Annotated in this window: 17 protein-coding genes; 8 read left to right on the top strand and 9 right to left on the bottom strand. The window is 72.8% G+C overall.

Features of this window, described 5'->3' with window-relative positions; genetic code table 11:
• Positions 1–92: 92 nt before the first annotated feature.
• Positions 93–2,486, top strand: a complete 2,394-nt coding sequence (locus tag B7C62_00640) for a daunorubicin resistance protein DrrC (GenBank protein ARF70920.1) — start codon at positions 93–95, stop codon at positions 2,484–2,486.
• Positions 2,487–2,544: 58 nt separating this feature from the next.
• Here B7C62_00640 and B7C62_00635 read toward each other — a convergent pair whose 3' ends face one another.
• Positions 2,545–2,997: a hypothetical protein gene (locus tag B7C62_00635; GenBank protein ID ARF70919.1), complete on the bottom strand. Its 453-nt coding sequence runs from the start codon at positions 2,995–2,997 to the stop codon at positions 2,545–2,547.
• 190 nt (positions 2,998–3,187) lie between these two features.
• On the opposite strand from B7C62_00635, the gene B7C62_00630 reads away from it, so the two are divergent.
• The 3 genes from B7C62_00630 to B7C62_00620 all read left to right on the top strand — a co-directional run bounded on the left by B7C62_00630 (position 3,188) and on the right by B7C62_00620 (position 8,397).
• Positions 3,188–4,075: a hypothetical protein gene (locus B7C62_00630; protein ID ARF70918.1), complete on the top strand. Its 888-nt coding sequence runs from the start codon at positions 3,188–3,190 to the stop codon at positions 4,073–4,075.
• A 31-nt stretch (positions 4,076–4,106) separates the two neighbouring features.
• Positions 4,107–6,374: a serine/threonine protein kinase gene (locus tag B7C62_00625; protein ARF70917.1), complete on the top strand. Its 2,268-nt coding sequence runs from the start codon at positions 4,107–4,109 to the stop codon at positions 6,372–6,374.
• A gap of 373 nt (positions 6,375–6,747) precedes the next feature.
• Positions 6,748–8,397, top strand: a complete 1,650-nt coding sequence (locus tag B7C62_00620) for an FAD-dependent oxidoreductase (GenBank protein ID ARF76915.1) — start codon at positions 6,748–6,750, stop codon at positions 8,395–8,397.
• A 3-nt stretch (positions 8,398–8,400) separates the two neighbouring features.
• Here B7C62_00620 and B7C62_00615 read toward each other — a convergent pair whose 3' ends face one another.
• Both B7C62_00615 and B7C62_00610 read right to left on the bottom strand, forming a co-directional pair.
• A complete protein-coding gene (locus tag B7C62_00615) occupies positions 8,401–9,567 on the bottom strand; it encodes a lipolytic protein G-D-S-L family (protein ID ARF70916.1) in 1,167 nt (388 codons plus the stop codon).
• Positions 9,568–9,802: 235 nt separating this feature from the next.
• Positions 9,803–11,698, bottom strand: coding sequence for a serine hydrolase (locus B7C62_00610; GenBank protein ID ARF70915.1), 1,896 nt, complete (start codon positions 11,696–11,698; stop codon positions 9,803–9,805).
• 223 nt (positions 11,699–11,921) lie between these two features.
• On the opposite strand from B7C62_00610, the gene B7C62_00605 reads away from it, so the two are divergent.
• From B7C62_00605 to B7C62_00590, 4 genes are all read left to right on the top strand, one after another.
• The gene (locus B7C62_00605) at positions 11,922–13,031 is read left to right on the top strand and encodes a monooxygenase (protein ARF70914.1); all 1,110 of its coding nucleotides are present in this window, start codon (positions 11,922–11,924) and stop codon (positions 13,029–13,031) included.
• Entirely contained in the window at positions 13,028–14,578 is a 1,551-nt protein-coding gene (locus B7C62_00600) for an acyl-CoA synthetase (protein ID ARF70913.1), read from the top strand. Before B7C62_00605 ends, B7C62_00600 begins: the two co-directional genes overlap by 4 nt.
• Before the next feature lie 364 nt (positions 14,579–14,942).
• The gene (locus B7C62_00595) at positions 14,943–16,610 is read left to right on the top strand and encodes a diguanylate cyclase (GenBank protein ID ARF70912.1); all 1,668 of its coding nucleotides are present in this window, start codon (positions 14,943–14,945) and stop codon (positions 16,608–16,610) included.
• Positions 16,611–16,684: 74 nt separating this feature from the next.
• The gene (locus B7C62_00590; GenBank protein ID ARF70911.1) at positions 16,685–17,494 is read left to right on the top strand and encodes a methyltransferase; all 810 of its coding nucleotides are present in this window, start codon (positions 16,685–16,687) and stop codon (positions 17,492–17,494) included.
• A gap of 101 nt (positions 17,495–17,595) precedes the next feature.
• Here B7C62_00590 and B7C62_00585 read toward each other — a convergent pair whose 3' ends face one another.
• The 6 genes from B7C62_00585 to B7C62_00560 form a co-directional block, all read right to left on the bottom strand.
• A complete protein-coding gene (locus B7C62_00585; protein ARF70910.1) occupies positions 17,596–19,455 on the bottom strand; it encodes a chitinase in 1,860 nt (619 codons plus the stop codon).
• 206 nt (positions 19,456–19,661) lie between these two features.
• Entirely contained in the window at positions 19,662–21,713 is a 2,052-nt protein-coding gene (locus tag B7C62_00580; protein ARF70909.1) for an AAA family ATPase, read from the bottom strand.
• 84 nt (positions 21,714–21,797) lie between these two features.
• On the bottom strand, positions 21,798–22,565 hold the full coding sequence (locus B7C62_00575; protein ID ARF70908.1) for a peptide ABC transporter ATP-binding protein: 768 nt from the start codon (positions 22,563–22,565) through the stop codon (positions 21,798–21,800).
• Positions 22,562–23,440, bottom strand: a complete 879-nt coding sequence (locus tag B7C62_00570; protein ID ARF70907.1) for an ABC transporter permease — start codon at positions 23,438–23,440, stop codon at positions 22,562–22,564. Before B7C62_00570 ends, B7C62_00575 begins: the two co-directional genes overlap by 4 nt.
• Positions 23,437–24,327: an amino acid ABC transporter substrate-binding protein gene (locus tag B7C62_00565; protein ID ARF70906.1), complete on the bottom strand. Its 891-nt coding sequence runs from the start codon at positions 24,325–24,327 to the stop codon at positions 23,437–23,439. The genes B7C62_00570 and B7C62_00565 overlap by 4 nt, the downstream gene beginning before the upstream one ends.
• 140 nt (positions 24,328–24,467) lie before the next feature.
• Positions 24,468–25,763, bottom strand: a complete 1,296-nt coding sequence (locus B7C62_00560; protein ID ARF70905.1) for a phenylacetate--CoA ligase — start codon at positions 25,761–25,763, stop codon at positions 24,468–24,470.
• Positions 25,764–25,853: the final 90 nt, after the last annotated feature.

Genomic DNA, 25,853 nt, shown 5'->3' with positions numbered 1-25,853 from the left:
AGAATGAAACGTACCGTTCGAGCTCGTGAGGCCGAGCCGGGGCCGCCGGAGACACAGGTGGGCGGCGGCTCCGCGCAACAGATGGAGAGATGATGGGCAAGGCCGAGAGAACCGGATCGCGGGGGCCCGCGCAGCCGGTCGCCGACAGCCATGAAGTGATCCGTGTGCACGGAGCGCGCGAGAACAACCTCAAGGATGTCGACATCGAGATCCCCAAACGCCGGCTGACGGTGTTCACCGGGGTCTCCGGCTCCGGCAAGAGTTCTCTGGTGTTCAACACGATCGCCGCGGAGTCCCAGCGGCTGATCAACGAGACCTACAGCGCCTTCGTCCAGGGCTTCATGCCCACGCAGGCCCGCCCCGAGGTCGACGTGCTCGAAGGGCTGACGACGGCGATCATCGTCGACCAGCAGCGGCTGGGCGCCGACCCCCGCTCCACGGTCGGCACCGCCACCGACGCCAACGCGATGCTGCGCATCCTCTTCAGCAGGCTCGGCAAGCCCCACATCGGATCGCCCAACGCGTTCTCCTTCAACGTGGCCTCGGTCAAGGCCAGCGGCGCGATCACGGTCGAGCGGGGCGCCGGGACGAAGACGGAGAAGCAGACCTTCACCCGTACCGGCGGCATGTGCGTGCGCTGCGAGGGCCGGGGCACGGTCTCCGACATCGACCTCACCCAGCTGTACGACGACACCAAGTCGATCGCCGAGGGCGCGTTCACCATCCCCGGCTGGAAGTCGGACAGCTGGTGGACCGTGCGGACCTACGCCGAGTCGGGCTTCCTCGACCCGGAGAAGCCGATCCGGAAGTTCACCAAGAAGGAGATGCAGGACTTCCTCTACCGGGAGCCCACCAAGGTGAAGGTCGAGGGCGCCAACCTCACCTTCGAAGGGCTCATCCCCAGAATCCAGAAGTCGTTCCTCTCCAAGGACAAGGAGGCGATGCAGCCGCACATCCGCGCCTTCGTGGAACGCGCGGTCACCTTCACCACCTGTCCCGAGTGCGAGGGCACCCGGCTCAGCGAGGGCGCCCGGTCCTCGAAGATCAAGAAGATCAACATCGCCGACGCCTGCGCGATGCAGATCAGCGACCTGGCCGACTGGGTCCGCGACCTGGACGAGCCCTCGGTGGCGCCGCTGCTCGGCGCCCTGCTCGGCACCCTCGAATCGTTCGTGGAGATCGGCCTCGGCTACCTCTCGCTCGACCGCCCCTCGGGCACCCTGTCGGGCGGTGAGGCGCAGCGCGTCAAGATGATCCGCCACCTGGGCTCCTCGCTCACGGATGTGACGTACGTCTTCGACGAGCCCACCATCGGCCTCCACCCGCACGACATCCAGCGGATGAACGACCTGCTGCTGCGGCTGCGGGACAAGGGCAACACCGTGCTCGTCGTGGAGCACAAGCCGGAGGCGATCGCCATCGCCGACCACGTCGTCGACCTCGGCCCCGGCGCGGGCGGCGCGGGCGGCACCGTCTGCTTCGAGGGCACCGTGGAGGGGCTGCGGGCCGGTGGCACCCTCACCGGCCGTCACCTGGACGACCGGGCCGTCCTCAAGGACGAGGTCCGCAAGCCCACCGGCACGCTGGAGATCCGCGGCGCCTCCGCCCACAACCTCCAGGACGTCGACGTCGACATCCCGCTCGGGGTGCTCTGCGTGGTCACCGGAGTCGCGGGCTCCGGAAAGAGCTCGCTCATCCACGGATCGATCCCGGCCGGTGAGGACGTCGTCTCCATCGACCAGACCGCGATCCGCGGCTCGCGCCGCAGCAACCCGGCCACGTACACCGGTCTCCTCGACCCGATCCGCAAGGCGTTCGCCAAGGCCAACGGCGTGAAGCCCGCCCTGTTCAGCGCCAACTCCGAGGGCGCCTGCCCCACCTGCAAGGGCGCCGGGGTCATCTACACCGACCTGGCGATGATGGCGGGCATCGCCACCGTCTGCGAGGAGTGCGAGGGCAAGCGGTTCGAGGCATCCGTGCTCGACCACCACCTCGGCGGCCGGGACATCAGCGAGGTCCTCGCGATGTCGGTGGACGAGGCCGTGACCTTCTTCGCCGAGGGCGAGGCCCGCACCCCCGCCGCGCACAAGATCCTCACCCGCCTCTCCGAGGTCGGGCTCGGCTACCTCAGCCTCGGCCAGCCCCTCACCACGCTCTCCGGCGGTGAGCGCCAACGGCTCAAGCTGGCGGTCCACATGGGCGAGAAGGGCGGTGTGTACGTCCTCGACGAGCCGACCACCGGTCTGCACCTGGCCGATGTGGAGCAGCTGCTCGGGCTGCTCGACCGGCTCGTCGAGTCCGGCAAGTCCGTGATCGTCATCGAGCACCACCAGGCGGTCATGGCACACGCCGACTGGATCATCGACCTCGGCCCCGGCGCCGGACACGACGGCGGCCGGATCGTCTTCGAGGGCACCCCGGCCGACCTCGTCGCCGACCGCTCCACCCTCACGGGGGAGCACCTCGCGGCGTACGTCGGGGACTGACGGATCGTGCGGTACGGGGGCGGGGTCGTCGCCCCGGCCCCGTACCCGCCCTCCCGGATCAGGACGGCCGGTCGCGGCCGAGCCACGACGGGACCTCGGGAACATCCGCGTCCCACGCCCGCGGCGGCTCGGGCGGCGGCGGCTCCGGGCGCCGCCGCACCGGCCGGGGAGGCGGCCGTACGGCCTCCGGTTCCGGCTCCGGGACCGCCGGAGGTACGGGCTCCGGCTCCGGCGCAGCGCTGTCGTACAGCTGCTCGACCACCGTGAACCGGCAGTGGAAGCTCTGCATCGCCCCGTCCAGGACGAGCACGAACCCGTCCCGCTCCCGGTAGAGCCTCCGGCGCTTCGGACTGGTCGGATGCACCGGCCGGTACGCCTCGGCCCGCTGCCGCAGGACCTCCATCGCCTCCTCGCGGGTGCCGTCCACATGGTCCAGGACGCTTCCCGACCAGACCCTGCGCTGGCCCCCGAACCCGAGGTTCTGCTCCACCAGCAGCCCCCACCTGGGCATGATGTCCCCCGCTCGTCGATCGTGCCACCGTGCCGCGACCGCCCCCTGCCGTGAAGGGGCACCGCGTCGTACCATTGTTCCCGATCTTGTCGCGCGGCCCGGCACCGCCCGGTCCGGCCGCCGGACACCCCCGAGTTCACCGCCCCGACGTCACCGCCCGAGCACATCGCCGAGCCGGAGGTACCCGCGGATGAACGACGCCGACCCCGGACTCTTCGGTCCCCGATCGGTCACCTGGCAGATGCACGGCGACCCGATGATGTGGATCGCGGGCGTCCGCGCCCTCTACCTCCAGGCCCTCCACCCGCGCGCTGTCCGGGGCGTCACCCAGAATTCCGACTTCCGCAGCGACGCCTGGGGCAGGCTCCTGCGCACCGCCTCCTTCGTCGGGACCATCACCTACGGCACCACCGAGGCCGCCGAACAGGCGGGCGCCCGGGTACGGAAGATCCACCGCATCCTCAAGGCCACCGACCCGGAAACCGGGGAGACGTACGGCATCGACGAACCGGAGCTCCTGCTCTGGGTGCACTGCGCCGAGGTCGACTCCTACCTCCAGGTCCAGCGCCGCTCCGGCTTCCCCCTCACCGACGCCCAGGCCGACCGTTACGTCGGTGAACACCGCGCCGGCGCCCGCCTCGTCGGCCTCGACCCCGCCCGGGTCCCCGCCACCGCCGCCGAGCTCGCCGCCTACTTCGAACGGGTGCGGCCCGAACTCGCCGCGGGACCCGAGGCCGCCGACGTCGACGCCTTCCTCCGCGACCCGCCCGTCCACCCCCTGCTCCGCCCGGCGCGCGCCCTGCTGTGGCGGCGCGTGGCGGCACTCGCCTACCAGTCACTGCCCCCGTACGCCCACGCGCTGTACGGCAGACCCGCCCCGCCGCCGGCCACCGTCGACCGGCGGCTGCGCGCCACCGGGGCCGTCCTGCGGGCGATCCCGGCCCGGCTGCGCTGGCAGCTGCCACCGGGCCACATCCTCAAGGCCGTGGCCCGGCTCGGCCCCGGCAGCCGACCCGCCGCGTACCGGCTCCGCCGGGAGGCCGCCATACTGGACGGGCCGGGGAGGGCGCAGCGGTAGCGGCGGGGACGACGGGGGCGAGAAACGGCAGATGGCGGACACCAGGCTGATCCAGAGCCGGTACCGGCTGCTCGATCTGATCGGGCGCGGCGGCATGGGCGAGGTGTGGCGGGCCCGCGACGAGTCGCTGGGCCGCCTGGTCGCCGTCAAATGCCTCAAACCCATGGGCCCCCAGCACGACCAGGCGTTCACCCGCATCCTGCGCGAGCGCTTCCGCCGCGAGGCCCGGGTCGCCGCCGCCCTCCAGCACCGGGGCGTCACCGTCGTCCACGACTTCGGCGAGCACGAGGGCGTCCTCTACCTCGTCATGGAGCTGCTGGACGGGCAGAACCTGAGCCAGCTCCTGGAGGAGAATCAGCAGCGCCCGCTCCCCGTCGACCATGTCGTCGACATCGCCGAACAGGTCGCCGACGCGCTCGGCTACACCCACCGGCAGGGCATCGTCCACCGCGATCTGAAGCCCGCCAACATCATGCGGCTGACCGACGGCACGGTGAAGATCTGCGACTTCGGCATAGCGCGCCTGGGCCACGACATCGGCGTCACCTCCCGCCTCACCGGCACCGGTATCGCCATGGGCACCCCGCACTACATGTCACCGGAGCAGATCGGCGGGAAGGAGGTCGACCACCGCAGCGACCTCTACTCACTGGGCTGTGTGCTGTACGAGATCGCCACCGGCGTACCGCCGTTCGACCTGGCGGACCCCTGGGCCATCCTCGTGGGGCACCGCGACACCCCGCCCGAACCCCCGCGCACCCACCGCGCCGAACTCCCCGGCTTCTTCGACCGGGTCGTCCTGGACCTGCTGGCGAAGACGCCCGACGAACGGCCCGCCGACGCGAGCGACCTGCGCCGCCGCATCGTGCTCGGCCGCACCGGGGAACAGCCTGCCCCGGGGCCCGCGTACCCGTCGTCGGCGCTCCCCGGCGCGCACCCTGTTGCCACGGCTCCGCGCCCCGAACTGCCCGCCTGGGCCCGGAACATGACCGCTGGACACAAGGCGACCGGCGCCCCGGACCCGGCGGCCGGACTCCCCGGCCCCGCCGCCGGGCTGACCGGCCGGTGGACCAGCGCGAAGAGCACCGCCCCCGCCTCCCCGCCCGGCACCGACGGCTCCGCCGTCCTCCCGCCCGCGCACCCGGCCCCCGCGTCCGCGCTGCTCGCCGAGCTCGCGGGCCGCCACAGCGCGGGCATCGACCTGGGGCGCCTGGGCCGCTGGGAGGAGGCGGGGGACATCCACCGCGCGGTCGCCGCCCGGCGCGAGAGCGTCCTCGGCCCCGACCACCCCGACACCCTCGCCAGCCGGTACGAGATCGGCTTCACCCTCAGCCGCACCGGCCGGGCCGCCGACGCGCTGCGCGAGTTCGGCCAGGTCGCGGCGGGACGCGAACGCACCCTGGGCCCCGACCATCCGCAGACCCTCGCCGCCCGGCAGGAGACCGCGTACGTCCTCGGGCAGCTCGGCCGCCACTTCGAGGCCCACCAGGTGTACGCGGCGGTCCTCGCCGCCCGGGAGCGCTCCATGGGCCCCGACCACCCGGACACCCTGCGCTGCCGCCACAACCTGGCGTTCAACCTCAGCAGGCTCGGGCGCCCCGAGGAGTCCTGGCAGCTGGCCCGCGAGGTCGCCGACGACCGGGCCCGGCTGCTCGGCCCGACCCACCCCGACACGCTCGCCACCCGGTACGAAGTGGCCTACACCCTGGGCAGGCTGGGGCGCTGGGCGGAGGCCCTGGAGGCGTACCAGGAGGTCGCCCGGGCCCGCGCCGCGAGCCTGGGCCCCGACCACCCCGACACCCTCGCCGCCCGCTACGAGGCGGGCATCAGCCTCGGCCGGCTCGGCCGCAGCGCGGAGGCCCTGGAGCTGTACCGGGCCCTGGTCGCCGACCGTACGCGGGTGGGCGGTCCGTCCGACCCGGAGACGCTCCGCGCCCGCCACGGCCTGGGCGTCAACCTGGGGCGGATGGGCCGCTGGGAGGAGGCGCTCGCCGAGGCGCGTGACGTGTGCGCGATGCGGGGGAGCACCCTGGGCCCCGACCACCCGGACACCGTGATCAGCTGCCGCGAGGTCGCGGTCGCCCTCGGCTGGCTCGGCCGGTGGACCGACGCCCTCACCGCGTACCGGCAGGTCGCCGAGGCACGCGGCCGGACCCTGGGGCCCGACCACGCGGAGACCCTGGCCGCCCGCCAGGACGAGGCGCACTGCCTGGACCGGCTGGGCCGGGCGGAGGAGGCCGCCGAGCTGTACCGCACCCTGGCCGCGCACCGGGCCCAGAACGCGCTGCCGCCGCACTGAGGGGGCGGGGGGAGCCGGTCCCGTACAGCGTCCGCTGCCTGCGGCCGGACGGCCCCGTACGGCGTCCGGCGCTCACGCCGGACCGGCCCGGGCGGGCGTGAGATCCCGTGGCCGGGACCGGCCCGGGCAGGCGTCAGAGCACCGCGGCCGGTCCGGCCCGGGCGGCGTGAGATCTCGTGGTTGGACGGGCCCGGGCGGGCGTGAGATCCCGTGGCCGAACCGGACCTGCGTCAGATCCCGCGGTCGGTACCCGCCCGGACGGGCGTGAGATCCCGTGGCCGGGACCGGCCCGGGCAGGCGTCAGATCCCCGCCGCCGGACCGGCCCGGACCGCCCCGGACCGCCCCGGACCTGCTGGAACCGGGCCGGGACCTCTGGCCGGGACGGAGCCCCGCGTGTTACGAAGGTGCATGCCCGCACCCGAGCCGTCCGCACCCCGGCCCTCCGCACGCCAGCAGCCCTCCGCCCACGACCCCGGCGCGCGCCCCGCCCGAGGCCGCTACGACGCCGTGATCGTGGGTGGTGGCCACAACGGTCTGGTCGCCGCCGCCTACCTCGCCCGCGCCGGACAGTCCGTGCTCGTCCTGGAGCGGCTGGACACCACCGGGGGAGCGGCGGTCTCGACCCGCCCCTTCGCCGGGGTCGACGCCTGCCTCTCGCGCTACTCCTACCTGGTCTCGCTGCTGCCGGACAAGATCGTCCGGGATCTCGGCCTCGACTTCGCCGTACGGAAGCGGACCGTGTCCTCGTACACCCCGGCCGTCCGCGACGGGCGTCCCACCGGCCTGCTCGTCGGCGGCGACCGGACGCGGGAGTCGTTCGCCGCGCTGACTGGCGGCGAGCGGGAGTACGCGGCGTGGCAGCGCTTCTACGCCATGACGCGGCGCGTCGCGGAACGGGTCTTCCCCACCCTCACCGAGCCGCTGCCCGCACGGGACGCGCTGCGCGCCCGGATCGACGACCCGGAAGCCTGGCGGACGCTGTTCGAGGAGCCCATCGGGGTGGCCGTCGAGCGGAACTTCACCGACGACCTGGTCCGGGGCGTGGTGCTGACCGACGCCCTGATCGGCACCTTCGCCGACGCCCACGACCCCTCGCTCCTCCAGAACCGGTGCTTCCTCTACCACGTGATCGGCGGCGGAACCGGTGACTGGGACGTCCCCGTCGGCGGCATGGGCGCCCTCACCGACGCCCTCGCCGGGGCTGCCCGTGCGGCGGGCGCCGAGATCCGCGTACGGCACGAGGCGACCCGGATCGAGACCGACGGCACCGACGCCGAGGTCACCGTCCGCACCCCCGACGGCGAACACACCGTCGCCGCCCGCAGGGTGCTCGTCAACGCGTCGCCGCAGGCCCTCGCCGCCCTCCTCGGCCGGACCCCGCCCCCGCCCGCCGAGGGCGCCCAGCTCAAGGTGAACATGCTGCTCACCCGGCTCCCGCGCCTCCGCGACCGGTCCGTCGACCCCCGGCAAGCCTTCGCCGGTACGTTCCACATCGCCGAGGGGTACGGGCAGTTGGCCGACGCCTACCGGGAGGCGGCGGCCGGACGGCTGCCCGCCGCCCCGCCGTCCGAGATCTACTGCCACTCGCTGACCGACCCCTCGATCCTCGGCCCCGGCCTCGCCGCGCGCGGCTACCAGACCCTCACCCTCTTCGGCCTGCACGCCCCCGCCCGGCTCTTCGCCGCCGACAACGACGCCGCCCGCGCCGCCCTGCTGAAGGCCACCCTCGCCGAACTGGACGCCCACCTGGAGGAGCCGGTCACCGACTGCCTGGCCCTCGACGAGAACGGCGAACCCTGTATCGAGGCCAAGACCCCGCTCGACCTCGAACGCGATCTGGGCCTCCCCGGCGGCCACATCTTCCACCGCGACCTCTCCTTCCCGTACGCGGACGAGGGCGTCGGGCGGTGGGGCGTGGAGACCGCCGACGCCAACGTCCTGCTCTGCGGGGCGGGCGCGGTGCGCGGCGGCGGGGTCAGCGGGGTGCCCGGCCACAACGCGGCAATGGCGGCACTGAGTTAGCCGCTACCGCAGATGCCGACGTTCGACGGCGGCGGCGATGGCCGTGTGGCCCGCGGGCCCCGGGTGCAGGCCGTCGCCGCTGTCGTACGCGGGCAGCAGCCGGGAGGGGCGGTCCGGGTCGCGGAGCGCGGCGTCGACATCGGCGACGGCGTCGAAGATCCGCCCGGTGCGCACGGCCTCGTTGATCCGCCCGCGTACCGCGTCCTGCTCCGGCGTCCAGCGTGTCCACCCCTCGAACGGGGCGATCGTCGCGCCCACCACCCTTAGCCCGGCGGACCGTGCGCGCAGGGCCAGCTGGCTGTACGCGGCCACCATCCGCGACGGGTCCCGCTCGACGGGCACGTGGTGCAGGTCGTTGACGCCCAGGTGGACCAGGACCGTCCGCAGCCCCGGCAGCGACAGGACGTCCCGGTCGAAGCGGGCCTGGGCGCTCACACCGGAGCGGTCGCTGTCGAGCAGCAGCCGGTTGCCGCTGATGCCCAGGTTGGCGACGGCGGAGCCCGGCAGCCTGCGGGCCAGCTGGTCGGGCCAGCGCAGGTCCGCGTCGTCGGGGGTGCCGGTGCCCTCCGCGATGGAGTCGCCCAGCACGGCGAGCACCGGGCCGCCCGCCCCGGTCGTCTCGACCCCGGTCAGCAGGAGGACGGACCGGGTCCGCACCCCGTCGACCGTGTGCCAGGCGTGGGTGTTGCGGTGGAAGGAGAGCGGTCCGGTGGGGCCCGGGAGCCGCGTCCCGACGGTCAGCAGGGACCCGTCCGCCACCCGCAGCCCCTCGACCGGGTCGCTGGTGAGGGACGCGCCCGCCGCCAGCCACTCCTGCGACTGCCCGCCGAAGGTGACCGGCCGCCCGTCGGCGGTCACCGGACCCACCAGCACCGGCGCGGTCCCGAAGGCGTGCCCGTACCGCAGTCTGACCTGCCCGCCCGCCGAGAGCCGCAGCCGTGTGGTGCTGAGCCCGTCGGTGAGACCGGTGTACGCGAGAGGGTCGGCCGCGGTGGGGGCGGTCTGCGCGGTGGCCCAGGAGGTGGTCCAGGGCGTGGCCGAGAGGGCGCGGCCGGGTGAGAGGTGCGGGGCCGCGCGGGCGTCCGGGGTGGTGAGGGCCGTCGCGATCCCGGCCGCCGCCGCGTAGAGCAGACCGCGTCTCGCCGGTACGGGGACGCGGGCGCCGGTCACCGGGGGAGCGCCCGGACGGAGGGGGCGGTGCGCCGGACACTGCTCATGGGGGTGCCTCCTGGAGTCGGCCGCGGGAAACGGGTGAGCCGAGCGGCTGTGTGCGTGTGGCCCGTACCATCCAACGGCCCCCGGATGAACCGGTGGTGACATCGTTCCGCTCCGGGCGCGACGCCATTGTGACGGCAGAGCCCGGCGGGCGGCGGGCCACCACGCGCGGCGCCGCCCGCCCCGCCGCTCAGTCGGCCGACAGCACCCAGCCCGCCGCCCCGATCCGCCCCGCGTCCCGGGGGCGGCCGGAGTCGAAGAGGGTGACCCCGCCGTCCCGCACCCGGAGGGAGTCCACGTACGCGCCGCGCCCCACGTACAGCTGGTCCGTGGTGTAGCGCCACCGCAGCCGGACGCTCCTGCCGCGCCAGGCCGACAGGTCCGCCTCCAGCCCGTGCCACACCCGGCCCGACCAGCCGGAGACCCAGCCCTCCGGGTGCGGCCGCGGGTCCGGGCGGTGGTGGCCGGGGCCCACGGTGGTGAACGGCACCGGCTGCCACTCCTGGCCCGCCGACGCCTCCAGCACCTCCAGCACCAGCCGGTCGGAGCCCGGTTCGGTGTCCCACCACAGGGCGCACTCCAGCCGGGGGCGCCCGGAGGCCGGCCGCAGCACGGGCAGGGTGAGGGTGGCGGTGGACGCGCTCGCCATCCCGGAGAACCAGGCCGTACGCCCCCGCTCCGGCCGGACCGGGACCGCGCGGGCCAGCTGATTGGCCGTCGCCACCCGGGGCGCGCTGCCCGAGCGCCAGCTCCGTACGGGATGGACCGAGTTGCCCAGCACGATCAGGAACGTGTCGGTCGACGGGTCGAGCACCAGGCTGGTCCCGGTGAAACCGGTGTGGCCCGCCGAGCGCGGGGTGGCCATCGCGCCCATGTACCAGTGCTGGTTGAGCTCGAAGCCGAGGCCGTGCTCGTCGCCGGGGAACGCGGTGTTGAAGTCGGTGAAGAGGAGGTCGACGGAGTCCTCGGTGAGGATGCGGGCGCGGCCGTAGACCCCGCCGTTGAGGAGGGTCCGGGCGAGGACCGCCAGGTCCCAGGCGCAGGAGAAGACCCCGGCGTGCCCGGCCACCCCGCCCAGGCTGTAGGCGTTCTCGTCGTGCACCTCGCCCCGGACCATGCCGCGTTCCAGACCGGACCAGGGGAGCCGGGCGTCCTCGGTGGCCGCGATCTTCGGCTGCCAGGAGGCGGGCGGGTTGTAGCGCGTGCGGTGCATCCCGAGCGGAGCGGTGATCTCGTCGTGGAGCAGGACATCCAGAGGGTGACCGGTGATCTCTTCGAGGATCAGTTGCAGCGAGATCAGATTGAGGTCGGAGTAGAGATAGGCGCTGCCCGGGGCGGAGACCGGGACCTCGCTCCAGAGCATCCGGAGCTTCCCCTCCCGGGTCGGCTCCCGGTACAGCGGAATCCAGGACCGGAAACCCGAGGTGTGCGTGAGCAGCTGACGGACCGTGATGTCCTGCTTGCCGCCGCCCGCGAAGTCCGGGAGGTACGCGGCCACGGCGGCCTCCAGCTCCAGCGCCCCGCGCTCGATCTGCTGCACCGCCAGGATCGACGTGAACAGCTTGGAGACCGAGGCCAGGTCGAAGACGGTGTCCTCGGCCATCGGGATCTGCCGCTCCGCCGGGAGCTCGACCCCGGTGTCCGTCGTCTCGTCGTACGCCGCGTAGCGCACCGCGTGGCCGATCGGCCGGTGCAGCGCCACCATGCCGCCCCGCCCGGCGAGCAGCACCGCGCCCGCGTACCAGGGGTGCTTCGGCGAGCCCGTGAGATACCCCTCCGCCTCCCGGACCAGCTGGTCCAGCGGCCCCTGGAGCAGCCCGGCGCGTGCCGGGCTGCCGCGCCGCAGCGTGGGCCGCCGCGTGGGCGGATGCGCCCCTGATCCCATGCCCGCTCCCGTGTCCGCCGCCACCGTGCCCGGCGCGCCCCGCTCCGCCGCCCCGGCCAGGGGGATCGGCGCCAGGGCGAGCGCGCCGCCCAGCGCCAGTATCCCGCCGCCCAGCCTCCGGCGGCCGATGCCGCTCCCGGTGGCGCCGGCCCCTGCGGCCCCCGCCGCCGTGTCCCCGTTCCCCGCCGCGTACCCGGTCATCCGCAACCCCTTCCCGTAACCGGAGCCGGTCACGGGGCGGTCCCCGCGCGAGCGCCCCGGCGCGAAAGTAACTTCCGAAATTCCGCCGAGCAGTGAAAGTTCCTGCCGTCGCCGAGGTTACTGTCACCTCCGCCGCCCCGTACGCCCCCGGCCCCGCAAAGAATCTGACACAGCATCAGAAAATCTCTTCCCTCGGCTGTCCGGCTGCGGCATCCTGCCGCCCATGGAGACGGAGCTGAGCAGAGCACTGGGCATCGAGCACGCCATCTTCGGCTTCACGCCGTTCCCCGCCGTCGCGGCGGCCATCAGCAGAGCCGGCGGCTTCGGTGTCCTCGGGGCGGTCCGCTACACCGATCCCCGGGAGCTGGCCCGCGACCTCGACCGGCTGGACGAGCTGGCCGACGGCAAACCGTACGGACTCGATGTCGTCATGCCCGCCAAGAAGGTCGAAGGGGTCACCGAGGCCGACGTCGAGGCGATGATCCCGGCGGAACACCGGGTGTTCGTCCAGGAGCTCCTCACCCGCCACGGCGTGCCCGAACTCGCCGAGGGGGAGGCGTCCGGCTGGCGTATCACCGGCTGGATGGAGGAGGTCGCCCGCAACCAGCTGGACGTGGCCTTCGACCATCCGATCAAGCTCCTCGCCAACGCCCTCGGCTCCCCGCCCGCCGACGTCGTCGAACGCGCCCACGCCCACGGGGTCCTCGTCGCCGCCCTCGCCGGAAGCGCCGAACACGCCCGCAGGCACGCGGCGGCGGGCATCGACGTCGTCGTCGCCCAGGGGTACGAAGCGGGCGGCCACACCGGCGAGATCGGCTCGATGGTGCTCGTCCCCGAAGTCGTCGAGGCCGTCGCCCCCCTGCCCGTCCTGGCCGCCGGAGGCATCGGCAGCGGCGAACAGGCCGCCGCCGGACTCGCCCTCGGCGCCCAGGGCGTCTGGCTCGGCTCCCTCTGGCTCACCACCGAGGAGGCCGACCTCCACTCACCGGCCCTCACCCGCAAGCTCCTCGCCGCGGGCTCCGGCGACACCGTCCGCTCCCGCGCCCTCACCGGGAAACCTGCACGCCAGCTCCGTACCGCATGGACGGACGCCTGGGACGACCCGGCCGGACCCGGCACCCTGCCCATGCCGCTCCAGGGGCTGCTGGTCGCCGAAGCCGTCTCCCGTATCCAGAAGTACGAGGTCGGGGAGCTGCTCGGCACCCCCGTCGGGCAGATCGTCGGCCGGATGACCGGAGAACGCAGCGTGCGGGCGGTCGTCGACGACCTGACACGCGGCTTCGAACGGGCCGTCACCCGCCTCGACCGCATCGCCGGAAGGAGCGCCCCATGAACCAGCCGCCCAACGGCTTCTGGGCCCAGGCCACCGCCGACCCCGACCGCACCGTACTCGTCGCGCCCGGCGGCGAGGAGTGGAGCGCGGGCCGCCTGCACGCCGACGTCAACCGCATGGTCCACGGACTGCGCGCGGCCGGGATGCGCGAAGGCGACGCGTTCGCCGTCGTCCTGCCCAACGGCACTGAACTCCTCACCGCCCATCTCGCCGCGTCCCAGGCCGGGTTCTACCTGGTCCCGGTCAACCACCACCTCGTCGGACCCGAGATCGCCTGGATCGTCGCCGACTCCGGCGCGCGCGTCCTCATCACCCACGAACGCTTCGCGACCGCCGCGACCGCCGCCGCCGACGAGGCCGGGCTCCCGGAGAGCCACCGCTACACCGTGGGCACCGCCCCCGGCTGCCGCCCGTACGCCGATCTGCTCGACGGCCACCCCGCCACCCCGCCGGAGAACCGCACGCTCGGCTGGGTCATGAACTACACCTCGGGCACCACCGGCCGCCCGCGCGGCATCCGGCGGCCCCTCCCCGGCAAGCTCCCGGAGGAGACGTACCTCGGCGGCTTCCTCGGCATCTTCGGTATCCGGCCGTTCGACGGCAACGTCCACCTGGTCTGCTCGCCGCTCTACCACACGGCGGTGCTCCAGTTCGCGAGCGCCGCTCTCCACATAGGGCACCCGCTCGTCCTGATGGACGGCTGGTCGCCCGAGGAGATGCTCCGCCTCATCGACGCCCACCGCTGCACCCACACCCACATGGTCCCCACCCAGTTCCACCGGCTGCTGGCGCTGCCCGACGAGGTGAAGGAGCGGTACGACGTCTCCTCGATGCGCCACGCCATCCACGGGGCCGCCCCCTGCCCGGACCATGTGAAACGCGCCATGATCGACTGGTGGGGGAGCTGTGTCGAGGAGTACTACGCGGCCAGCGAGGGCGGTGGGGCCTTCGCCACCGCCGAGGAGTGGCTGAAGAAGCCCGGGACCGTCGGCAAGGCGTGGCCGATCAGCGAGCTGGCCGTTTTCGACGACGACGGAAAACGGCTGACGGCCGGTCAACTCGGCACCGTCTACATGAAGATGAGCACCGGTGGCTTCAGTTACCACAAGGACGAGACCAAGACCCGCAAGAACCGCATCGGCGACTTCTTCACCGTCGGCGACCTCGGTGTGCTGGACGCGGACGGCTATCTCTTCCTCCGCGACCGCAAGATCGACATGATCATCGCGGGTGGCGTGAACATCTACCCCGCCGAGATCGAGTCCGCCCTGCTCACCCACCCCGCCGTCGCGGACGCCGCCGCCTTCGGCATCCCGCACGCCGACCGGGGCGAGGAGGTCAAGGCCGTCGTCGAACCGGCCGAGGGGTACGAGGCGGGGGACGCGCTCGCCGCCGAACTCCTCGCCCACTGCGAGCAGCGGCTCGCGGGCTACAAACGGCCCCGCTCCCTCGACTTCATCGCCGCGATGCCCCGCGACCCCAACGGCAAGCTGTACAAACGACGGCTGCGCGAACCGTACTGGGAAGGCCACGAACGGCCCCTGTAGAAAAGCCGGTTCCCCGCGAGGAGCCGCCCCGCGCGGAACCGGTCCTGCCGAAGGCGGCGAGGGTCCCGAGCGCGCTTTCCGGGCCTGCCGCGCCCGCACCGTTGCCGTCGCCTCGACCGCGTCATCATCGTGCCGTCGGACACGTGTCCTCTTCCCCGTACCGGCGCGGAATCATACGCATCACGCGGGCGGCGCGCCTCCCGGCCGACCCCGGAACTCCCGCAGGCGCCGACAGCCCGGTCCGGGTCTGCCGCGAAAAATAGCGGTTCGGCGGATATGGGGAATCATGGGGGTGGTGACTTGGGCTTCGATTCCGGGGCCGGACGCATAGGGCGGAGGCGGTGCGGCGGCGGAGGAGGTGGCGGTGAACGAGGACGAACGTCTCCTCAGGAGATACCAGGCGCTCATGGGCGCCGTGCCCCAGTCGGTGTGGGCGATGTCGTCCGACGGGTCCGTCACTCTGCTGGTGGGCGGCGGGATCACCGAGAAGCTGTGGCATCCCGACGGCGGCACCTCGTGGATGGACGCGGTGCACCCGAAGGACCGGGGCTGGTTCCGGCGGGCCTGGCGGAGGGCCACCCGGGAGCGCTCCACCCTGGACGCGGTCGTACGGGTCAGACTCGACGGCGCCCCCGGACGTTTCCGGCACATCAAGATCATCGCCGCCCCCGTTCCCGACGGGAACGGGGGAGAGGAGTGGGTCGGAACCGCCGCCGACGCCGAGGACCACTGGCGTACCCGCATGCGGGAGAAGCTGCTGGCCCGCATGGCCGCGGTGCCCGCGGCACGCGATCTGTCCGAGGCGTTCCTGACGACGGCGGCGGCCGTCGTGCCGGAACTCGCCGACGCCGTGGCCATCTTCCGTGTACGGGACGACGTCGAGGCCGGGGCGCGACCCGTCGGGGGCGTCCCGGCCACGGCATCGCCCGAGCGGGTCGGTCTCGCCCCCGGACTGCCTCCCCTGCCTCCCCTGGAGGGCGACTTCCTGCTGGGGCCGGTCGCCCGGCAGGCCATCGACAGCCAGGAACCGCAGCTGCTGGTCTTCCCCCCGGAGGGGGCGCCCACGGACGGGATCTCGGCCGCCTCGGCCCGGTGGCTGAGGCAAGCCCGTGCGACCGGCGTCGCGCTGCTCCCCGTCGTGGTCGACGGGCGGACCGTCGCGCTGGCGGCCATCGCGACCTGCCGGGGCAACCCGCCGCCCGACGAGGCCGACCTCTCCCTGCTGCGGGACCTCTTCCAGCAGATGAGCGGTCCGCTGCGCCGCACCATGGAGCTGCAGAGCATCCGTGGCACGGCCCTGGCGCTCCAGCAGTCGTTCCTGGCGGCCCCGCCGTCGGTCGACGGTCTCACCGTCTCGGCGCTCTACCATCCGGCGGACTCCGCGGCGGAGGTCGGCGGGGACTGGTACGACGCCGTCCGGCTCTCGGCCGACGCGCTCGCCCTGTCCATCGGCGACATCGCGGGCCACGACCTGGACGCGGCCACCGCGATGGGCCGCGTCAACAGCCTGCTGCGCGGACTCGCCTACGACAGCGGCCCCGCCGCCAGCCCGGCGGTCACCCTGAGCCGGCTCGACCGCATCGTGCAGGCGCTGGACGGACCGTCGATGGTCACGGTGGTGCACGCGGTCCTGCGCCGGCTGACGGGCGGGGGCTGGCACATCTCCCTGTCCAACGCCGGTCACCCGCCGCCGCTGCTGATCCCCCGCGACGCGCCGTCCCGGTACGTGTACGGCCGCACGGCCCCGGACCCGCCGCTCTGCGTCACCGACGGCTTCACCCGCACCAACCTCCACGCGGCCCTGCGGGAGGGCGACACCCTGGTGCTCTACACCGACGGGCTCGTGGAGACACCGGACACCGACATCGAGGACAACCTCCGTCGGCTGCGCGAACGCACCGACGCGCTGGTCGGCCGCGGTCTGGCGCTGCCGAGCCTGATCCGCGCCCTTCTGCCGTCCGTCCAGCACCGCCGCGACGACATCGCGGTCATCGCCCTCCAGGCCCGGCCGGACGGGCGGCGGAGCCCGTGATGACCTTCCCGTTTGCGCCCGGAACGGCGTCTCCCTAACGTTGGACCATCCGTCCTCGGACGAAAGGGGCCAGCATGGGCACCCCCCATGAGCGGCAGAGCGGACTCGCCACCACCCGGGCCCACTCCGCCCGGGTGTACGACTACATCCTGGGCGGGAAGGACCACTACCCCGTGGATGCCGAGGCGGGTGACGCGATGTGCCGCCACTGGCCCGCGCTGCCCGTCCATATGATCGAGAACCGCCGCTTCATGCACCGGGCCGGCCGTTTCCTCGCCGAGGAGTGCGGCATCCGGCAGTTCCTCGACGTGGGTACGGGGCTGCCGACCTCTCCCAACCTGCACGAGGTCGTCCAGGAGGTGGCCCCGGAGTCGCACGTCGTCTACGTGGACAACGACCCCATCGTGCTCGCCCACGCGCGTGCCCTGCTCCAGAGCTCGCCCGAGGGCGCCACGGCGTACGTCGATGCCGATATGCACGACCCCGACGCCATCCTCGGCAGCCAGGAGTTCCAGGAGCTGATCGATCTGGACCGGCCCGTCGGGCTGATGGTGATCGGCATCATGCACTTCATCCTGCCGCCCGACGACCACCGGCTGGTCAGGCGGCTGCTGGACCCGCTGCCCTCCGGCAGCTACCTGGCGATGACCATCGGTACCGCGGACTTCGCGCCCGAGGAGGTCAACCGGGTGGCGCAGGAGTACCGCGAGCAGGGCATGCCCTTCGTCCTGCGTGAGCTGCCCGCCGCCACCTCGTTCTTCGACGGGCTGGAGCTGCAGGAGCCCGGAGTCACCCAGGTGCACACCTGGCGCCCCGGACCCGAGCAGAGCGGCATCGACGGCCGGGACATCGCCATGTACGGGGCCGTGGCCAGGAAGCCCTGAGCCGCCGGGCCCAGGGGCGTACCGCGCACATGGCTCCCGGCAGCGAAGGGGCCCGCCCTCCCCCTGTGCGGGGGAGGGCGGGCCCGGAACCGTACGGGAGGTTACTTCAGGCCGTTGCTGATGGCCTTCACGAGTTCGCCGTCGGTGGTGTCACCGTTGAACTCCCAGAAGAACGCGCCGCCCAGACCCTGGTCCTTGGCCCATGCCATCTTGGAGTTGATGGTCGCCGGGGTGTCGTAGCTCCACCAGTTGTTGCCGCAGTGGGCGTACGCCGTGCCGCCGATGGTGCCGGTGGCCGGGCAGGTGGTCTTCAGGACCTTGTAGTACTGGTTGCCGGGCTCGATACCGGCCGCCGGGCCGGTGGCGCTGCCGCCGGGGGCGGACTGGGTGACGCCGGTCCAGCCGCGGCCGTAGAAGCCGATGCCGAGGAGCAGCTTCTTCGCCGGGACGCCCTTGGCCTTCAGCTTGGCGATCGCGTCGGCCGAGTTGAAGCCCTGCGCGGGGATGCCGGGGTACGAGGTCAGCGGGGAGTGCGGGGCGGTCGGACCCTGGGCGGACCAGGAGCCGAAGTAGTCGTACGTCATCACGTCGTACCAGTCGATGTACTGCGCGGCGCCGCCGTAGTCGGCCGCGTCGAGCTTGCCGCCGTTGGAGCCGTCGGCGGTGATGGCCGCGGTGAGCAGGTTGTTGGGGCCGAACTCGGCGCGCATGGCCTGCATCATGTTCCTGAACGCGGCCGGGCCGCTGCTGTCACAGGTCAGACCGCAGGCGTTGGGGTACTCCCAGTCCAGGTCGATGCCGTCGAAGACATCGGCCCAGCGGGGGTCCTCGACCAGGTCGTGGCAGGACTTCGCGAAGGCGGCGGGGTTCTGGACGGCCTGGCCGAAGCCGCCGGACCAGGTCCAGCCGCCGAAGGACCAGAGGATCTTGATGTGCGGGTACGCGGCCTTCAGCTTGCGCAGCTGGTTGAAGTGACCGCGCAGGGGCTGGTCCCAGGTGTCGGCGACACCGTCGACGGAGTTGGCGGCGGTGTAGGTCTTCTCGTAGTCCTCGTACGCGTCGCCGATCGTGCACTTGCCGTTCTGCACGTTGCCGAAGGCGTAGTTGATGTGCGTGATCTTCTCGGCGGAGCCGGAGGTCACGAGGTTCTTCACCGTGTAGGAGCCCCAGTTGGTGAAGTAGCCCAGGTTGATCTTGTCGCCGCCGGGGGTCTCGCCGCCCCCGCCGCCGGTGGTGCGGACCGTCGTGGCGGCCGAGGCCGGGCCGGTCTGGTCGGCGGTGTCGCGGGCGACCACGGTGTAGCTGTAGTCGGTGCCGGCGGTCAGACCGGTATTGGTGTAGGTGGTGCCGGTGACCGTGGCGACCTTGGAGCCGTTGCGCAGGACGTCGTAGTTCTTGATGCCCTGGTCGTCCGTGGCGGGTGCCCAGGACAGCTTCACCGAGGTGTCGGTGATGTCGCTCGCGGTGGGCTTGCCCGGGGCGGAGGGGGCGTTGTCACCGGGGATGACGGAGCCGTCGCACGGGTTGCCGTTGAGCTTGCAGCCGGAGGGCGCGCCGGAGCCGGAGCCGTTGAAGCCGAAGGAGACGGACGCGCCGGGGGCGAGGGTGCCGTTCCAGCCGAGGTTCTTCGCCGTCCAGCGGTTCGCGGAGTTGGTGACGGTCGCGTCCCAGGCGGAGGTCACCTTGGTGTTCGCGGGGAAGTCCCACTCGACGGTCCAGGAGGAGAGCGTGGTGGTGCCGGTGTTCTTCACCGTCCACTTGCCCTCGAAGCCGGAGCCCCAGTCGGAGGCTTTGGCATAGGTGGCGGTGGCCGAGGTCGCGGCCTCGGCGGGGGAGGCGAGACCGACCATGGCGGCCAGCGGGAGGACCAGAGCGGTGGCGCCCGCGAGGGCCTTGGACCGCTTGTTGGGGTTGGCGTTCTGCGGTGATCTGGTGCGGCGCCATCGTGATTCGGTGCTCAAGGGGGGCTCCTCGGGTGACGTCCGAAGGGCAGGGGTGGGTCCCTGGCCGACGACCCTGCGTGGCCCCGAGTACGTGGTGTCTCCCGGGCACCCCCGCAGCGTCTCCGCGACCCTAAGAAGGACTAGACCAATCGTCAAGAGGTCTGGACCAAGAGATCGTTGAGTCCGAATCGATCGGTCCGGTTCGTCCGGCGCCGTTCCGTTTCTCAGCACCCGAGCGCGGACGGCAGGGGCCTGGAGTGGACGATACGGAGATGGGAGACGGTCCGGGTGAGCGCCACGTAGAGCCGGTTCAGGCCGCGGGGTTCGGCGTCGACGATGGCCGCGGGCTCCACCACGACCACTTGGTCGTACTCCAGCCCCTTCGCCGCCGAAGCGGGCACCACGGTGACGCGCGCCCCGGGGGTGTCGGGGCCCGCCGCCCGGATACCGGCCGCGCCCAGGGCGGCCCGCAGCCCGGGCGCCCCGGAGTCGGCCGCGATCACGCCGATGGAACCCGCGCGCTCCAGGGCCGCGTCCACGGCCGCCACGGTCGCCGCCGCCGTGTCGCGGACCGCCTCGGTCCTCACCTCCCCGTCGCGCCGCAGGGAGCGGGCGGGGGGTACGTCGGCATCGAGGTGCTCCAGAAGGCGGTTGGCGAGTTCGGCGACGGCACCCGGGACGCGGAGCCCCGTGGTGAGCGCGGTGGTGACGGCGTCCGGTTTGCCCAGATGGGCGAGGAACCCTGGCCAGTCGCGGGCGGCCCAGGGGGTGGTGCCCTGGGCCAGGTCCCCGAGGACGGTGAGGGAGCCGGAGGGGGAGCGGCGGGCGATGGCGCGGCACTGCATGGGGGACAGGTCCTGTGCCTCGTCGACCACGATGTGCCCGTATCCGGCGGGCCGTTCGATGAGCCCCGCGAGCTCGTCGAGCAGCACCAGATCGGCCGCCGACCAGCGGCCCGGCCCGGTGGGGCGCGGCGGTCGGGTCCGCAGGAGGGCCTTCTGCTCGTCCGGCTCCAGAATGCCGTCGGCCGCCGCCGCCAGGGTGTCCGGACCGGTGAGCAGCCCGGCGAGGACCTGCTCGGGCCGCACGGTGGGCCAGAGGGTGTCGAGGAGGGCGGTGAGCGGACGGGCCCGGGAGACCTTCCGCACCCAGGCGGGGGTACGGGGTCCGGCGCGGCGTTCGGCCTGTTGCTGGACGGAGCGGACGATACGGGTACGGACCCGCTCGCGCCCCACGGCGTAGGCGGGTTCCTCCGCGAGCACGTCCCGGACGATCCGCTCCAGTTCACCGGCGGGCACCCGCCAGCGGTAGGAGCCGTCCGGCAGGACCAGGGACTGCGCGCTGGCCGTCCGCACGTGTGCGTGGAGCGCGCGCCGCAGGACCTCGGCCATCCGGATGTCGTGCTTGAGCGCCGCCGCCGTGTCGCTGTCCTCGGCCCCGGCCGGATGGCGGGCGATCTCCTCGTCGAGCGTCGACTGCCGCACGCCCGTCTCGCCGAGCGCGGGCAGGACTTCGGCGATGTAGGAGAGGAAGGCGCGGTTGGGTCCGAGGATCAGCATCCCGCCGCGCTGGACGCGTTGCGGGCAGGTGTAGAGGAGGTAGGCGGCGCGGTGCAGCCCGACGGCGGTCTTGCCGGTGCCCGGGGCGCCCTGGACGCAGAGGGAGGTGGTGAACTCCTCGCGTACGAGGGTGTCCTGTTCGGGCTGGATGGTGGCGGCGATATCGCGCATCGGGCCGATGCGGGGACGTTCGATCTCTCCGGCGACGATGTCGCTCTCCCGCGTCTCGCCCCTGTCGAGGTGCTCGTCCTCCAGTCCGGTCAGCTCGTCGGATTCGCCGTGTCCGGCCGGTGACCAGCCGAAACGGCGCCGTACGGCGAGGCCGTGCGGGTCACGGGCGCTCGCCCGGTAGAAGGCGCGGGCGACCGGCGCGCGCCAGTCGATCACCAGCGGCGGCGCGGACGGATCGGGGGCGATGCGCATCCGCCCGATGTGGTATGTCTGCCCGGCGTGGTCGCCCGCGGCCGGGAGGTCCCGGGCGAAGTCGAGGCGCCCGAAGAACAGTGGTCCTTCGGGCAGCTCCCGGAACTTCTTGGCCTGACCGCGCAGTTGGCGGCCGAGCACCTCGGCGTCGGCGCCGGACGCGGAGGCGTGTTCCCCGACGGTCACCTGTTCCTGGGCGCCGTCGATCATGGCGGTGAGTGCTGTTCGGCAGGTGTCGTGGTAGGCGCGTTCCTGGCTGAGGGCGTCACTGAGTACGGAGTCGGAGTTCGGCACCGGCCAAGAATAACGTAACCGAGTAATGTTTGTGACTGGATTGCTTTTCGCGCCGCCTGCGACCGGTAGCGGCGCGGCCCCGCCTCACAGCCGCCCCGCCGCCACGATCCGCCGCAGGAACCGCTGCGTACGCTCCTCCCGGGGCGCGCCGAACACCTCCTGCGGGGTGCCGCGCTCCAGCACCACGCCCGCGTCCAGGAAGCAGACCTGGTCGGCGACCTCGCGGGCGAAGGCCATCTCGTGGGTGGCGATCACCATCGTCATCCCCTCGTCCTTCACCTCCCGGACCAGGTTCAGCACCTCGCCCACCAGCTCCGGGTCCAGGGCGGCGGTGATCTCGTCCAGGAGCAGCAGCCGGGGCCGTACCGCCAGCGCCCGCACGATGGCCGTACGCTGCTGCTGGCCGCCGCTCAGCCGGTCCGGGTACTCGTCGGCCTTCGCCCCGAGCCCGAGCCGCTCCAGCAGCTCGCGCGCCCGCTCCTCGGCCTCGGCGCGGGAGAGGCCGTGGACGTGCCGCGGGGCGAGGGTGATGTTCTGGAGGACGGTGAGGTGCGGGAAGAGGTTGTACGCCTGGAACACCACCCCGATCCGGCGGCGCACCGCGTCCGCGTCCGCCCGGGGATCGGTGATCTCCTCGCCCTCCAGCCAGATCGCCCCGTCGTCGACCTCCTCCAGCAGGTTGGCGCAGCGCAGCAGGGTCGACTTCCCCGACCCGGAGGCGCCGATCAGGGCGGTCACGGTGTGCGGGGCCACCTCCAGGTCCACGTCCCGCAGGACGAGCGACGTGCCGAACGACTTGCGGACGGCCTCCATCCGCAGCACCGGGCCGCCCGGAGCGGGTGCTGTGCTCATACGATCCCTCCCTGGGCCCGCCGCCGGTCCATCCGGGCCGTCACCCAGTCGGTGAACCGGGTCATGGGGATGGTCAGCGCGACGAAGACCAGACCCGCCACGACGTACGGGGTGTAGTTGAAGTCCTTGCTCGCGATGATCTGCGCCGCGTACACCGCGTCGACCGCCCCCGCGATCGAGACGAGACCGGTGTCCTTCTGGAGGGAGACCAGGTCGTTGAGGAGCGGCGGCACCACCCGGCGCACCGCCTGGGGCAGAACGACGAAGCGCAGCGTCTTTCCGCTGCTGAGCCCCAGCGACCGGGCGGCGGCCCGCTGCGAGGGGTGCACCGACTCGATGCCCGCCCGGAAGACCTCCGCGACGTACGCCGAGTACGTCAGCACGAGCGCGGCACCGCCCAGCAGCACCGGATCGGTGGTCACCCCCTCCAGACGCAGCGCGGGCACCCCGAAGACCACCATCAACAGGCAGATGATCAGGGGCAGTCCACGGAAGAAGTCCGTGTAGGCGGTGGCCAGCGCCCGGACCGGGAAGAACACCGGCCCGCGCAGCGTCCGGGCCACCGCCAGCAGCAGACCGAACGCCAGCACGGCGCTCCCGCACACCGCCAGCAGCCGCAGATTAAGCCACAGGCCCTCCAGCACCTGCGGCAGCGCGATGCGCGCGTAGTCGGGGCTGAAGAACGTCTCCCGCGTACGGTCCCAGCCCGGCGAGCCCGTGATCAGCAGGAACAGCACCGCGCCCGTCACCAGCGTGCTGGCCGCGGCGATCGCCGTCGCCCGCCGGGTGCGGGCCCGCCGATGGCGCTCGCGGGCGATCCGGCGCTCGGAGGGGGTGTACGTGTCCTCCCCGGGGAGCGTCTTGTGCAGGGTCACTTGAGCACCGGCGCGTCGACGGCGTCGGAGAGCCACTCCTTCTCCAGGGCGGCCAGCGTGCCGTCCTTCCGCAGGGCGTCCACGGCTCCGCTGACGCAGGGGGTGAGCGTGGACTCCTTGTCGAGGACGAGACCGAACTGCTCCGGGTTGTCGGGCGAGTCCGGGAACTGGCCGACGACCTTCGCCTCGGGCACCTCGGCCCCGGTGATGTAGAAGGCGGTGGGCAGGTCCACCACGATGGCGTCCACCTGGCCGTTCTTCAGGGCCGACTTGGCGAAGTCATTGCGCTGGTAGACGGCGGGTTCCGTCTCGGGCTTCACCAGGTCGTTGATGAACTCCAGGCTGGTCGTGCCCACTTGGGCGCCCAGCCGCACCTTTCTGAGGTCGGCCACACTCTTCGCCCCGGCCGCCTTCGACGACTTCAGCGCGACGACCGCCTGCCGCACGTCGTAGTAGCCCGACGAGAACGCCACGGCTTTCCTGCGGGACTCGCTGATGGAGACCTGGTTGATGTCGAAGTCGAACTTCTTGGCGCCGGGCGCGAACGCGCTGTTGAACGGCACGTGCTGCCAGACCACCGCATCGCGGCCGTAACCGAGCTGCTTCGCCACCGCGTACGCCACCGCCGACTCGAATCCCTTGCCGTTGGACGGCTCGTCGTCGGAGAACCAGGGGGCGTACGCGGGCTTGTCCGTGCCGACGGTCAGCTTCCCCGGGACCTGGGTGGCGAGCCCGCCCGGCGCGCAGGCCCCGGCCGACGCGCCGGACCGGCCCGACGCCTCGTCCTTCCTCTTCTCCTCCGGCTGCGGGGCGCAGCCGGCCAGGGCGGCGCAGAGGACGGTGGCGGAGCAGACGGCGGTGACCAGGGAACGGTTGGCGAGATGCATAGCGGGAGACTCGCAGGGCCCGGCCCCCGCTGTCGAGATTTTCGAGCAGCTGTCCGCATAGTGGGAACGGGTGTTGCGGTGGTGTGAACACGCCGGTCACCGGCGCTGTTTGAGCCCGCGCCGGACCCCCGGACGCCGTTTCACCCCGCGCCGGACTCCCGCAGATCCACGATCCGCCGGACCTTGCCCACCGACCGCTCCAGCGACTCCGGGTCCACGATCTCGACCCCCACCGACACCCCGACCCCGTCCTTCACCGCCGCCGCGATGGCCAGCGCCGCCTTCTCCCGGTCGGCCGCGCTCGCGTCCGCCCGCGCCTCCGCCCGTACCGTCAGCGCGTCCAGCCGCCCCTGCCGGGTCAGCCGCAGCTGGAAATGCGGGGCGACGGCGGGCGTACGCAGCACGATCTCCTCGATCTGGGTCGGGAACAGGTTCACCCCGCGCAGGATCACCATGTCGTCGCTGCGCCCGGTGACCTTCTCCATCCGGCGGAAATTCCGGGCCGTCCCCGGCAGCAGCCGCGTCAGATCCCGGGTGCGGTAGCGGATCACCGGCATCGCCTCCTTGGTGAGCGAGGTGAAGACCAGCTCGCCCTCCTCCCCGTCCGGCAGCACCTCACCGGTGAACGGGTCCACGACCTCCGGATAGAAGTGGTCCTCCCAGATGTGCAGCCCGTCCTTCGTCTCCACGCACTCCTGTGCCACCCCGGGGCCCATCACCTCGGAGAGCCCGTATATGTCGACGGCGTCGATCGCGAACCGCTCCTCGATCTCCCGGCGCATCGCCTCGGTCCACGGCTCCGCGCCGAAGATCCCCACCTTGAGGGAGGTCGTCCGCGGGTCGACGCCCTGCCGTTCGAACTCGTCCAGCAGCGTCAGCATGTAGGAGGGCGTGATCATGATGATCTCGGGCCGGAAGTCCTGGATCAGCCGCACCTGGCGCGCCGTCATCCCGCCGGACGCGGGGATCACCGTGCAGCCGAGCCGCTCGGCACCGCAGTGCGCGCCGAGGCCGCCGGTGAACAGCCCGTACCCGTACGCCACATGGACCTTGTGGCCGGGCCTGCCGCCCGCCGCCCGGATCGACCGGGCGACCACGTCCGCCCAGGTGTCCAGGTCCCGTTCGGTGTACCCGACGACGGTCGGCAGCCCGGTCGTGCCGCTGGAGGCGTGGATGCGCCGGACGTCCCGCTCCGGTACGGCGAACATCCCGAACGGGTAGTTGTCGCGCAGATTGGCCTTGGCGGTGAACGGGAAGCGGGCGAGGTCGGCGAGCGTACGGCAGTCCTCCGGCCGCAGCCCCGCCCCGTCGAACGCCGCCCGGTAGAAGGGCACGTTCTTGTAGGCGTGCCGCAGGGTCGTACGGAGCCGCTCCAGCTGGAGGGCCTCCAGGTCAGCGCGGCCGAGCTGCTCCGCCGCGTCCAGCATGGCTGTCATCAGGGCCCTTCCTCTCCCGAACCGGACGACCGATCATTCGGTCGATCTTCCTGGGAGCAGTAATTCAGGAGCCCGGGGGCGCTGGCAAGA

It is taken from the genome of Kitasatospora albolonga (assembly GCA_002082585.1).
Lineage (GTDB): Bacteria > Actinomycetota > Actinomycetes > Streptomycetales > Streptomycetaceae > Streptomyces > Streptomyces stephensoniae.
This window is presented reverse-complemented; position numbering and strand designations above follow the sequence as displayed.

Coding starts and splice junctions, on each gene's coding strand:
- B7C62_00640 (ARF70920.1), top strand. CDS start 93: ATGGGCAAGGCCGAGAGAACCGGATCGCGGGGGCCCGCGCAGCCGGTC.
- B7C62_00635 (ARF70919.1), bottom strand. CDS start 2,997: ATGCCCAGGTGGGGGCTGCTGGTGGAGCAGAACCTCGGGTTCGGGGGC.
- B7C62_00630 (ARF70918.1), top strand. CDS start 3,188: ATGAACGACGCCGACCCCGGACTCTTCGGTCCCCGATCGGTCACCTGG.
- B7C62_00625 (ARF70917.1), top strand. CDS start 4,107: ATGGCGGACACCAGGCTGATCCAGAGCCGGTACCGGCTGCTCGATCTG.
- B7C62_00610 (ARF70915.1), bottom strand. CDS start 11,698: ATGACCGGGTACGCGGCGGGGAACGGGGACACGGCGGCGGGGGCCGCA.
- B7C62_00605 (ARF70914.1), top strand. CDS start 11,922: ATGGAGACGGAGCTGAGCAGAGCACTGGGCATCGAGCACGCCATCTTC.
- B7C62_00600 (ARF70913.1), top strand. CDS start 13,028: ATGAACCAGCCGCCCAACGGCTTCTGGGCCCAGGCCACCGCCGACCCC.
- B7C62_00590 (ARF70911.1), top strand. CDS start 16,685: ATGGGCACCCCCCATGAGCGGCAGAGCGGACTCGCCACCACCCGGGCC.
- B7C62_00575 (ARF70908.1), bottom strand. CDS start 22,565: ATGAGCACAGCACCCGCTCCGGGCGGCCCGGTGCTGCGGATGGAGGCC.
- B7C62_00565 (ARF70906.1), bottom strand. CDS start 24,327: ATGCATCTCGCCAACCGTTCCCTGGTCACCGCCGTCTGCTCCGCCACC.
- B7C62_00560 (ARF70905.1), bottom strand. CDS start 25,763: ATGACAGCCATGCTGGACGCGGCGGAGCAGCTCGGCCGCGCTGACCTG.